The organism is Sphingomonas molluscorum, assembly GCF_039522995.1.
In the GTDB taxonomy this organism is placed as follows: Bacteria; Pseudomonadota; Alphaproteobacteria; order Sphingomonadales; family Sphingomonadaceae; genus Sphingomonas; species Sphingomonas molluscorum.
The window spans coordinates 1-10614 of the sequence record NZ_BAAAEL010000020.1 but is presented as its reverse complement, the minus strand read 5'-3'; the positions used below and the strand labels follow the sequence as shown (position 1 = coordinate 10614).

The following is a 10614-nucleotide window of genomic DNA, read 5'->3' as shown; positions in this document are numbered from 1 at the left end:
CCCCATGCTGGCGATTGGAACGACCTCTTGCGCGAGATCCGTTCGCTATGAAGCTGTTTCCGGGAGCGACGCGGTTCCAGCGATGGACAATGGGCGCGACGTTCCTGATCGTCGCGAGCTACGCAATTTCACAGAACAAGCAGTCGTTGATCGAGGTCTCGAAGACGAGGATTTCGTCGACGACACCGAGGATCATCGATGGAGATACCGTCGATTTTGCCAGCGGACGGGTGCGTGTCGTCGGGATCGATGCGCCGGACGATGATTTGCCGCAGCTCAAAGCCATGTCGACAAATGTGTTACGGGGGTTGGCGGCGCGAGACGGTGGGTTGGATTGCTCCGTGTCGATGTTCGATTACGCGCTTCGTCGGGAGAACCAGTGCCGGACCGATCCGAAGAGTTATGGTCGCCTAAATCTGGCATGTCGCTTTCCCGCGAATAAGGCGAGTGTCGGCGCTACGATGGTCGCTCAGGGCTATGCTGTCGATTACCGGGTGTTTTCAGGCGGGGCCTATGTCGATTTGATGCAGGAGGCCGCAGCGAGAAGGGCAGGACTTTGGGGCGTCGACTATGAGGCGATGCGTCAACTTGCTGTTCGCAGGGCACAGGTGCCGCAGGGATGCAACGTAGGGACGATCAAGCAGTAAGCGGGGCCTGCCTCCGGCCCGTGCTCTACTCCGCGGCGCTACGCGCCGCTCCGCGGAACCCCGTCGCCGGGTTTCCGCCCTACCGGGTGACGATCAGACTAGGCCACAACGGGCCGCCCTCGCGGGCGGGCGTAGCTTGTGCGGGAAACCGCTCCAATGCTTGAGCGCGGTTCTCCCGCCGCCGTCCTGATCGGCCGTTGGGGCATAGCGCTATCCCTTGTCACCGGCGCCGTCTTGGCCGGTCGTGTCATACGCAATTTCCCCTACCTGCTTCCCAACCGCCTCCCCGGCCTGGTCCTCTACGAGCTGGGGCCGGCGCTGATCCTCGCGCTCGCGATCGGGACCGCCATCGCCATCACCGGCAGCTCGCGTCCCGGCATCCCGGCGCGGCTCGCGCTGTTCGCGCTCGCCGCGCTGGTCGCCGGCGCCGTCAGCCTCGCCATCGAGTTCGGCGCGATCCTTCAGGGACAATGGATCTAGGGGGCCGCGTGGGGTGTGCCACGTGGCACACCTTCCACCCGCGATTACAAAGCAACGCGCAGTCGCTTCGCGCGCTCGCGGAATGCCTCTTCGCCACCTTCGAGGATGCTACACACGCTCTCGCGAATGGCGGGGTCTTCCAGGCCCCCCGAAAGGTAGCTGATCTCTGGGAGCCGACCGGGACGGTGCGGGCCGCACGTCGCCACGATCACCTGATCGGCATCGGTGTTGACGATGAGGTTGGCGTTGTGCGTCACGATGACGATCTGGCGGCGCTGCTTGGCCGACCGGAAGCGCTCGACCAACTCGACGAAGATTGAGCGCGGATCGAGGTTTTCTTCCGGCTGATCGATGACGAGCGGGCGGTTGTCGTCGGTGTCGATCGCCAGATACAGCAACAGAAGAACGATGCCGCGCGTGCCCGGCGACAGGCGCTCGACGTCGGTGCCGTCATACTGGATGCCATAGGCGATCTGGATATGGCTGGTGCCGTAGAGCCAGGCGGAAATATCGCCGGCCCATTGCCGCAGCTTCGCCGCTTCCGCCGGATCGTTTTTGTCATAGGGACAGCACTCGACGATCGCAGCGTCGTAGGTCTCGCGAAATTGCTGGAGCGCGGCCGACGCCTGTTCGGCGCTACCCGACGCCCATGCGGGCGCAAGCGATGCCGTAGCGATCTCGGCGAGCGAACCCTTCTTTAGCGTCGAGCCATAGCGAAGATCGAGCAGCGTCTCGCCCTTCCGCGCCCAGGCGCTAATGTCGACCCGCCGCCGAACATCGAACGACAGCATTCGCGCCGAACCGCTTTCCGCCTCGATCCGGCTTGCGAGCGGCGCATAGAGGCTGGTCAGTTCCGCTTGCTCAGCGACCAGTGCATCGAACACGCGCGTATAGGCGTCGCGCCGCTCACCCCGGATCGCGACGAGACGCGCTGGTGCCTGTTCGGCCGCCTCGATCTGGCGGCGCAAGCTCGCCGCCTGCGCCTCATCGGCTGCGATCTTGCTGTTCAGCGTCGCCAAAGCCTTCGCAGCCTCGCGATCGACCCCGATCAGCGCCTCTAGCCGCCGCGCTTCCGCCGCCAGGACTGCGATCGATAACGAGGCGGGCTGGGCACCTTGCGGGAGGTAGGACGTTGCGGGGGGCGCTGCCCCGACGGGAGTTACGATGGGTGTGCCGGCGAGCGTCGCCAGCGCCGCCGTGACGGCAGCGCGTTCGCTTGCGATCGCGCCATCAACGTCGCCGGTGAATTGCAGGGCGAAGCGCGACCACAGTGCGTCGGGCAATTGCGCGTCCTGATGACGCTGGCGCATCTGCCGGAGCATGTCGGGAAACGTCCGCGACCGCGCCAACGCGACTTCGCGCGCGAGCGTATCGAGCGCATTGCGACGTCGTTCAAGCTGTTCATGCTCCGATCGGCGCTGCTGCAACACCCCGGCGATGACGCTGTAGCTGTCGAGCCGGGCCTGATCGCCACCGCTCTTGCCGACCAGCTTCGTTCGATCGGACTGCGCCTTCGTGATGGCACCGGTCAGCGCGGTCAGCTTGCCGCGCAGCGGCCCGACGCTCGCTTCCTTCTCGCGTTCAGTGACGAACTCCGCCGACAGGTCGCTCAGCTCGCCTTCTGCCTGGCCGCGCGCCGTGCGCGCGCTTTCGGCGCGCAGATTAAGGAGCTGCACGAAGTCGGTTGCGCCAAGCCGCTCCTCGGTGGGATGCGCGAGGAAGATGACGCGCTGGATCTCGACCAACAGCTCGTCGGTCAGGCCCTCAGCGGAGCACAGGCGATCGACGAACTGCTGTGAGAGATAGCGCACCTGCGGATCGTCGCTCTCGCTTTCCATCTCCATGAGATTGGCGATTGTCTCACCGCAGCCCGTGCCGTCATCCCAGCTCAAATCCACGCGCGCGCCTGCCAGATGCTCGCGGGCGCGATATACAAACGACAGCTTGTTGCCCTTGACCATCAAGGCCGCGCCCGCCGCCGCGATCAGATCGGCCAGGGCAGTCTTGCCCGATCCGCGCGCGCCGATGATCCCGATCAGGCCGGGATTGAGCGGCACCTTTGCGTCGAGCATGAACGGCGCGCCGCTGACTTCCACGTCGGTCATCACCTGTGACGGCTGCGCCGCTGGTGGTGCGGCCGTCCCGACGAACACCCGCATCTCGGGTTCGAGGCACGCCTGTCGCAGCGTCTCGAACGTCACACGTCCTTTGAGCCAGCACCGTCGATCCTGTGTCGGCGCCGCGACCTTTTCGGGCCGATGCGCGTCGCTGCCGTGCAGACACGGCTTGATGCCGCCATATTCGGACACAAGCATGTCGCGCGTCACCGGCCCCTGGCCGAGCCAGAACTGGCGATCTGCCGGTCTGCCCGAAAAGATGATGTGCGACGCACGCTCGATTTCACGGCGCAGACGCTCGAGCGAGGCATCGCCTTGAAGGCCAGCGGTGCCGTCCTTGCTGCTGGCCGCGACGGCGATCAGAATGTTGGCGCGCGCCCAGTCGCTCGCCTTCATCGCCTCCCGGAGATTGGCAAGGTCGACCTTGAACTGATTGGTGCCAACCTCCAGCGCACGCTCATCGCTGGCCGCATCGGCGTCATGGGCGCGGCCCAAACGCATAATGTCCGCTGGCGTGCAGCGATAGCGTTCACCCTTGGCCTCAAACCTTAAATCCGAGAGGAACCCGTGCAAGCGCGCCAGATGATCCTTGTCGTCAGGCGAGACGAGAAGATGGATGTTGACCGGCGACCCCTTGTCGGTGCCGACACCGAGTCGCAGCTCGACATTCGGGAAGATCAGATCGACGTCGCGCAGCCGCCCTGCCGCCTTGTGCGCGCACGCCTGTTCGTAGGTGGCCGTGCTGAAATAATCGGTGATGCCGAGCGCGCGCACCCGTGGTTCGGACGTCTCGATGCGGTTCAGGAATTGCTCCCACCCGTCAGCAGCAGGGTAATGATCCGACAGGATCGTGCCGGGCGTGTGGATATGCGGGTCCCACCGATTCCACACCGATCCTCTGGTAAGCTGTCTGGTCATGCTTTCCGCCCCGCCCCACGCTCTACGCGGCGCCGACGAACGGGAACGTAGATGCAGTCACACCCGCCAGAAAGACGAGCCTTCAGCGCAATTTGTCAGCGATGACCAGATAAGCCAAGGGCCGCCCTTGTGAGGCGGCCCCGACCGTTTAGTTCCCTCGCGGGAAACGGACACTCCCACAAGGGGGAGGCCGCGCGTGCTCCCCATGTAGAAACCGATATCCTACGATTCAACTAAAATCTGAAAGGCTTCAACCACCAGCGGCACCCGGACCGGGTGCCAAGGGTGGCGCCCCCTGCGGCAGCGCAGGCGGTGTCGAGGGCACGGGAAGCCACGCCAGCACCAATCGCAGCATGTCGTCGAACTCCCCGACCGGCATCCGTATGATGCCGCCCTTATCGGGAATGAGCCGGCTGACCGCGACCGTTGTCAGCTTGTCGCAGATCGCAAACGCCGCACGCCCGTCGATCGTCGTCTGAAGGGGGAACGCCCACTTGTTGCCGGGCTGCGCAGCGGTCGAACAGGGGACGACCGTCACCGCTCCATGCAGCGTGTTCTTGAACGACACGATGACGACGGGGCGCCGCTTCCAGAACTCCGGAAGCTGCGCGTCCTGCGGAAAGTCACACCAATAAAGCTGACGGATCGCGGGTGCCGCCGTGACCCGCGGCGCTACCTTGGGCGGCGGGTCCTGGACGTGCGCGTTCATTCGTCGTCATCCTGAACGATCCGCAGCTTCGGCGCGCCGCGCCGATTCTGCCGGCGCTGCGCCAACTCGGCCTTGTCCTTGATCTCAGCTAGCTTCTCGATCGCGAACGGCGCCGCGGCCTGGATCAGTCCGTCGAGATGATAAATGTTGGTCCGGCTGCCGGTATCGGTCCGCCGTTCCTCGCGCCGGAGATAGCCCGCCCCTTCCAGCGCGGCGATGTGCTTCTGGATCGTGCGCGGATGCACATCCATCGCCTTCGCCATCGTCGTCTTCGACGGGAAAGGCTTGCCTTCCGCCGTCCACCACTTGCTCGCCAGATACACGATGATGTTGAGGTCGAGCGGCGACAGCATCAGTTGACGCTGGTTCTCGATAATGACGCTCGGCAACGCGGTCCATCCCGCATCCATCAGCGGTTTGGTCCACTTCTTCTCGTTCGTTCGCAGATCGGCGCTGCTCTCCTTTTGCTTTTTCGCAGCCATGTCGGTATTCCTTTCTGGCAGCGGATATGTCCCCCGCGCGAAGGGGATTCAAGTTTGATGGGGCGCCCCCACTGCCGCCCGGGAAGGCGCTGGAGCCACCCCCTCCCCGGCCCTCATTGCCACCCTCCTGGGAGCCGCCAAGGGCCTACAAAGCATAGGACATCCCCATATAGGAACCGCTCAGGGAACACTCCTGGCGTAAGAACCGAGGACACACCCAGCGGGCGCCCCCACGGCCTCCCCCTCCCCTTTCACCCTGAACTCAAACGATCGGTCCGCCGTGGTGTGCCACGTGGCACACCTATGGCCGCGCTGTCAGCGCGACGCAGCTTGTGGGCGCCGCAGCCCTCCCCCGGAGGCCCGCTGGCGCGGGGAACACAAAGGGCGGCTGCCCTTTCGTTCCCGAACGACAATCGACCGCCCGTGTAATCCGCCAAGCGTGGCACCCGACGCCCTGCACGGCGTCGACCACGCTAGGGCGGCTCGCCCGCACCAGCGGTAGATTCTCGCCCTCCCTCCCCATCCCGTTCCTCGCCGGAAAGGCAGAGCCGGTTGCTGTTGCGACCGGCCTTCAGCCTCAAAGGAAAGGAAAAGATCATGGGACGGATCACCGACAACCGGGCCGACATCTATCAGGAGATCACCGATCAGATGATTGCCATGATCGAGGCGGGCACCCGGCCTTGGTCGAAATCGTGGAACGGCAGCACCGCGCCCACTATCCCGCTGCGCTCGACGGGCGTTCCCTATCGCGGCATCAACGTCCTGACCCTTTGGGTCGCCGCCATGACGAAGGGCTATGCCTCCCCGCATTGGCTGACCTTCAAGCAGGCGCTCGCGCTCGGCGGTTGCGTCAGGAAGGGCGAGAAGGGCTCAACCGTCGTCTATGCCAACAAGATCGAGGTGGACGCCGACAGCAAGGGACAGGGGGGCGGAGAGCGGGGCGAGGACGGCAAGCGTCAGGTGGCGTTCCTCAAGCGTTACACCGTCTTCAATGCCGCGCAGATCGACGGCATCGAGGCGAGATATCCGGCCCCCGCGCCGATCATCACCGCGACCAATCCTGACGAGCGGGACGCCGAACTGGACGCGCTCTTTGGCCGCGTGCCCGTCACCCTCAAACACTTCGGTTCGCAGCCCTATTATCAGCCGAGCGGCGATCATGTCGTCATGCCGCAGTTTGCCGACTTCCACACCAGCGATGACTATTATTCGACCCTAGCGCACGAGCTTTGCCACGCGACGGGACACGTCGACCGCCTTGCCCGTCCCTCCCTGATTTCCACAAAGCGCGAGGACTACGCCCGCGAGGAACTGGTTGCCGAGCTTGGGGCCGCGTTCGTCAGCGCGACAATCGGCATCAAGCTCCACGACCGCGAAGACCATGCCGCCTATCTGGCGAATTGGCTTCAAGCCCTGCGCAACGACAAGCGATGCATCTTTACGGCCGCACGGCTCGCGCAGGATGCTTCCGATTGGCTGCTGACCCGCATGGCCGTCGAGACGGCGATCGAGCTGGAGGAGGCGGCGTGACCGCTCCCAGCGATCCCGGCCCTGACGAGGGCCGGGGCGTGGCGGCGCGACTGGTCTATGACCCGAGCATCGCCACCGTGAGCGAGGAGGAGTTTAACGAGCTAATCGCGATCATGCGCGACGGCCCGACCGCAAAGCCGCTGACCCCGGAGGCGCAATGGCGGCGCGACTATCACAAGGCGATGTTCAACCGTCGTCTCGTCGGGGTGCAACCCGACCTGTTCGGCGGAAAGCCGGTGACGCACATGCACAAGGCCGCGCCCGGGCCAGTCATCGACTGGAAACCCGAGCCGGTTGAGGAAAAGCTGGCGCGGATCGCGCGCGACCCGGGCGCGACGTTCGGTATTGGCCGACCCGGCTTGAGCGAGGACGAAAAGGCGGCGCTGATCCGCTCGGCCGCGAACTGGCTGCGCGTCGGGCAGCGCGTCCGCATCGCCGGATCGTCCGCGTCCTACGATGGCCGCTTTGAGCGCCGCGTCGGACGTCGGGGCGTCGTGTGGCGCTTGTGCAGTCCCGTCTTTGCCGACCATATCTATGTCTATCTCGATCCAATTGGCGCGGAGCGCGTCGAGAAGACGCCGATGGTGGAGCTGCGCGACGTCGAGCCGATCGACGACGCGCTGTTGGTCCCGATCCCCTTCTGCCCATAATATTAAGCAGCAACGACGCTCATGAACCCGCCGCGTTATCATCCGACAATCGCTGTCGCCGCAGGCCAGCGGCCTTTGCAATTGTCGAGTGATTTCCTATCTTAGCACTACGGCTCTCGTCTCGCTGCTTGCCGCGCTCCGCTCGCCGATCTCTATCGCAGCCAGGAGCGCTTATGATTGCCACAGCCTATATCGATATCGATCGCGTTCGCGAGAGTATCTGGCAGGCTCGCGGCGCGAGCGGCACCACCGATCAGATGGTCGCCAAGGCACTTCGCGTCGATCTGCGCGACTATTCCTCGTCGATCGAAGCCGCCCGCGGCCTTGCCGACCGCCTTTTTCCAAATGCCGTCCTGCATGTCGGCTTCGATGCGCTCGGGATACTTCCTGTCGCGACGCTGACAGGCGCTGGTCCTGCAATCGCCGAGACAGCCCCGACCGTCCCACTCGCCATTCTGCGGGCAATATGGTCCGCTAGTGAGCACGCAGCGACTGCATAAAGCATTTGCAAGTGATTCAGCATCTTTTCACTTGCGAATCGCTGCAATGCGGCATAAGCGCGCGATTATCCGCCGGACCTGTTCTGCGTAACAGGTGGCTCGGCCCGGCGCCTATCCCCGGGATAACCTGACAAACCCCGCCGCTTGCTGACCGATACGGTCGCCGCCCCTTGGGTTCGTCAATTCCGTCCATCTGATCGCTGACACTCGGCCGATGCAGCCTTGTGCTGTGCGGAGCGCCGCGTGCCCGCTCAGCCCGAGGGTATCGCCAATGACACTCTGCTCGGTGCAATCCGACCAGGAAGCACGCCTGAACTCCACCTATGTCCACCCCGGCCGCGCGCTGTCGCTGCTGCTCGACCGCATTCTGACCCAAGGCAATCTCGCGTTCGTCGACGGGACTTCCCACGAACTGCGCCACTTCGGCGACGGCACCGGTCCGGAGGTCGTCATCGGCCTGACACCCGGCGCAGCCCGCCGGATCGCCGCCAATCCCGATCTCGCGCTTGGCGAGGCCTTCGTCGATGGCACGCTGGTGCTGATGCGCGGCACGCTCGCCGAGTTTTTCGCGCTCCTGTTCCGCAACCAGGCCGCGCTCGCGCTGTCGCAGTCGAACATGAGCAACGTCGCGCTGCGGCTCAAGCGCCGCTTTCAGCAAGCCAATGCGCGCCTGCGGGCGCGGCGCAACGTCGAGCATCATTACGACCTATCGAACGAGCTCTACCGGCTCTTCCTCGACCGCGATCTCCAATATAGCTGTGCCTACTACGCCGACCCCGGAATGACGCTGGAGGACGCGCAGCGGGCCAAGAAGCGGCATCTCATCTCCAAGCTGCTCCTCGAGCCGGGCCAGCGCGTGCTGGACATCGGGTGCGGATGGGGCGGGATGGCGCTGGAGGTTGCCGCGGCCGAGCGCGTCTCGGTCCTTGGCGTCACCCTCTCCGTCGAGCAGCTCGACGTCGCTCGCAAACGCGCCACCATGAGCAACGCGCGCTTCGAGCTGACCGACTATCGCGACGTCGAGGGCCGGTTCGACCGCATCGTCTCGGTCGGCATGTTCGAGCATGTCGGCGTGCCAAATTACGATGCCTTCTTCCGCAAGGTCGCCGAGCTGCTGACCGACGACGGCGTGGCGGTGATCCACTCGATCGGCCGTAAGGACGGCCCCGACATCACAAACCCCTGGATCGAGAAATACATCTTCCCCGGCGGCTATATCCCGGCGCTCTCCGAGGTGCTGCCGGCAATAGAGCGTGCTGGCCTCTGGGTCACCGATATCGAGATCCTTCGCCTCCATTATGCCGAGACGTTGCTGGAATGGCAGCGCCGCTTCCACGCGCACCGCGATCAGATCGCCCAGCTCTACGACGAGCGCTTCTGCCGCATGTGGGACTTCTATCTCGCCGCGAGCGAGAGCGCGTTCCGCCATCAGGGGCATATGAACTTCCAGATTCAGCTCGCCCGGCGCGTCGACGTCGTGCCGCTGACCCGGGACTACATCACCGACAACGATCGGGCCGCAGCCGACACCGTCGCAGCTGCTGCCTGACGGGCGGCGCGGGCACCCCCCTGCCCCGCGTCGCCCCAACTGCCAAGCCAACCAACAGGGACTTTCATGCCAACCATCCAATCCATCCGAAGAGAATGGCTGTCCAACCCCAAAGGAGACGTCCTCGCGGGCATCGTTGTGGCGCTCGCCCTCATTCCCGAGGCGATCGGGTTCGCGATCATCGCCGGCGTCGATCCTGCCGTCGGCCTCTACGCCTCCTTCTCGATCGCGGTGATTGCCGCCTTCGTCGGCGGGCGACCCGCGATGATCTCCGGCGCGACCGCCGCAATCGCGGTCCTCGTCCTGCCGCTGATCCGCACCCACGGCGTCGAATATCTGTTCGCCGCCACGATCCTGATGGGCGTGATCCAGATCGTCGCCGGCTTCCTCCGGCTCGACCTCTTGATGCAATATGTGTCGCGATCGGTCATCACCGGCTTCGTCAACGCGCTCGCGATCCTGATCTTCATCGCGCAATTGCCGCAGCTCACCCATGTGCCCGTCATCACCTACGCGCTGGTGCTGGGCGGCCTCGCCATCATCTACATCTTCCCGCGCCTGACCACCGCCATCCCCTCGCCGCTGGTCGCGATTGTGGTGCTGACCTGCATCACCATCTTCGCCGGCATCGACGTCAACACGGTCGGCGACATGGGCAAGCTGCCCTCCGCGCTACCGTGGATCGCCATTCCGCAGATCCCACTGACGCTGGAGACGCTGACGATCATCCTGCCCTATTCGGTGACGATGGCCGCGGTCGGTCTGCTCGAATCGATGATGACCGCGCAGATCGTCGACGACCTCACCGACACCACGTCGAGCAAGCGGCGCGAGTGCAAGGGCCAGGGCATCGCCAATCTTTTGACCGGCTTCCTCGGCGGCATGGGCGGCTGCGCGATGATCGGCCAGTCGGTCATCAACGTGAAGTCGGGCGGGCGCACGCGCCTGTCGACCTTCGTCTCCGGCGCCTTCCTCCTGTTCCTCATCGTCGTGTTGGGGCCGCTGGTCAGCCGTATCCCAATGGCGAGC

General features: G+C 64.7%; 10 protein-coding genes and 1 other annotated feature. Of the genes, 7 read left to right on the top strand and 3 right to left on the bottom strand.

Annotated features, from left to right (window positions below; all coding sequences use genetic code 11):
• Positions 1 to 47: 47 nt before the first annotated feature.
• Together ABDZ92_RS16720 and ABDZ92_RS16715 are read left to right on the top strand one after the other, a co-directional pair.
• Entirely contained in the window at positions 48 to 647 is a 600-nt protein-coding gene (locus ABDZ92_RS16720) for a thermonuclease family protein (protein WP_343764093.1), read from the top strand.
• Between the two features lie 234 nt (positions 648 to 881).
• Positions 882 to 1127, top strand: coding sequence for a hypothetical protein (locus ABDZ92_RS16715; protein ID WP_343764090.1), 246 nt, complete (start codon positions 882 to 884; stop codon positions 1125 to 1127).
• 44 nt (positions 1128 to 1171) lie between these two features.
• Here ABDZ92_RS16715 and ABDZ92_RS16710 read toward each other — a convergent pair whose 3' ends face one another.
• The 3 genes from ABDZ92_RS16710 to ABDZ92_RS16700 form a co-directional block, all read right to left on the bottom strand.
• Entirely contained in the window at positions 1172 to 4162 is a 2991-nt protein-coding gene (locus ABDZ92_RS16710; protein ID WP_343764087.1) for a TrlF family AAA-like ATPase, read from the bottom strand.
• A gap of 250 nt (positions 4163 to 4412) precedes the next feature.
• Entirely contained in the window at positions 4413 to 4871 is a 459-nt protein-coding gene (locus ABDZ92_RS16705) for a type II toxin-antitoxin system PemK/MazF family toxin (RefSeq protein ID WP_343764084.1), read from the bottom strand.
• Positions 4868 to 5353, bottom strand: coding sequence for a helix-turn-helix domain-containing protein (locus ABDZ92_RS16700; protein WP_343764081.1), 486 nt, complete (start codon positions 5351 to 5353; stop codon positions 4868 to 4870). The genes ABDZ92_RS16705 and ABDZ92_RS16700 overlap by 4 nt, the downstream gene beginning before the upstream one ends.
• Positions 5354 to 5950: 597 nt before the next feature.
• On the opposite strand from ABDZ92_RS16700, the gene ABDZ92_RS16695 reads away from it, so the two are divergent.
• The 5 genes from ABDZ92_RS16695 to ABDZ92_RS16675 all read left to right on the top strand — a co-directional run.
• On the top strand, positions 5951 to 6886 hold the full coding sequence (locus ABDZ92_RS16695; protein WP_343764078.1) for an ArdC family protein: 936 nt from the start codon (positions 5951 to 5953) through the stop codon (positions 6884 to 6886).
• A complete protein-coding gene (locus tag ABDZ92_RS16690; RefSeq protein ID WP_343764075.1) occupies positions 6883 to 7536 on the top strand; it encodes a hypothetical protein in 654 nt (217 codons plus the stop codon). The genes ABDZ92_RS16695 and ABDZ92_RS16690 overlap by 4 nt, the downstream gene beginning before the upstream one ends.
• A gap of 173 nt (positions 7537 to 7709) precedes the next feature.
• A complete protein-coding gene (locus ABDZ92_RS16685) occupies positions 7710 to 8036 on the top strand; it encodes a hypothetical protein (protein WP_343764072.1) in 327 nt (108 codons plus the stop codon).
• Positions 8037 to 8107: 71 nt separating this feature from the next.
• Positions 8108 to 8164 (top strand) — a sequence feature (sul1 is cis-regulatory element that is thought to sense ions involved in sulfur or methionine metabolism; They are found in Alphaproteobacteria).
• 143 nt (positions 8165 to 8307) lie between these two features.
• Positions 8308 to 9585: a class I SAM-dependent methyltransferase gene (locus ABDZ92_RS16680; protein WP_343764069.1), complete on the top strand. Its 1278-nt coding sequence runs from the start codon at positions 8308 to 8310 to the stop codon at positions 9583 to 9585.
• Positions 9586 to 9651: 66 nt separating this feature from the next.
• Positions 9652 to 10614, top strand: a 963-nt coding sequence (locus ABDZ92_RS16675) for a SulP family inorganic anion transporter (protein ID WP_343764066.1), incomplete at its 3' end; no start/stop codon positions are given.

Coding starts and splice junctions, on each gene's coding strand:
- ABDZ92_RS16695 (WP_343764078.1), top strand. CDS start 5,951: ATGGGACGGATCACCGACAACCGGGCCGACATCTATCAGGAGATCACC.
- ABDZ92_RS16680 (WP_343764069.1), top strand. CDS start 8,308: ATGACACTCTGCTCGGTGCAATCCGACCAGGAAGCACGCCTGAACTCC.
- ABDZ92_RS16720 (WP_343764093.1), top strand. CDS start 48: ATGAAGCTGTTTCCGGGAGCGACGCGGTTCCAGCGATGGACAATGGGC.
- ABDZ92_RS16705 (WP_343764084.1), bottom strand. CDS start 4,871: ATGAACGCGCACGTCCAGGACCCGCCGCCCAAGGTAGCGCCGCGGGTC.
- ABDZ92_RS16710 (WP_343764087.1), bottom strand. CDS start 4,162: ATGACCAGACAGCTTACCAGAGGATCGGTGTGGAATCGGTGGGACCCG.
- ABDZ92_RS16700 (WP_343764081.1), bottom strand. CDS start 5,353: ATGGCTGCGAAAAAGCAAAAGGAGAGCAGCGCCGATCTGCGAACGAAC.
- ABDZ92_RS16685 (WP_343764072.1), top strand. CDS start 7,710: ATGATTGCCACAGCCTATATCGATATCGATCGCGTTCGCGAGAGTATC.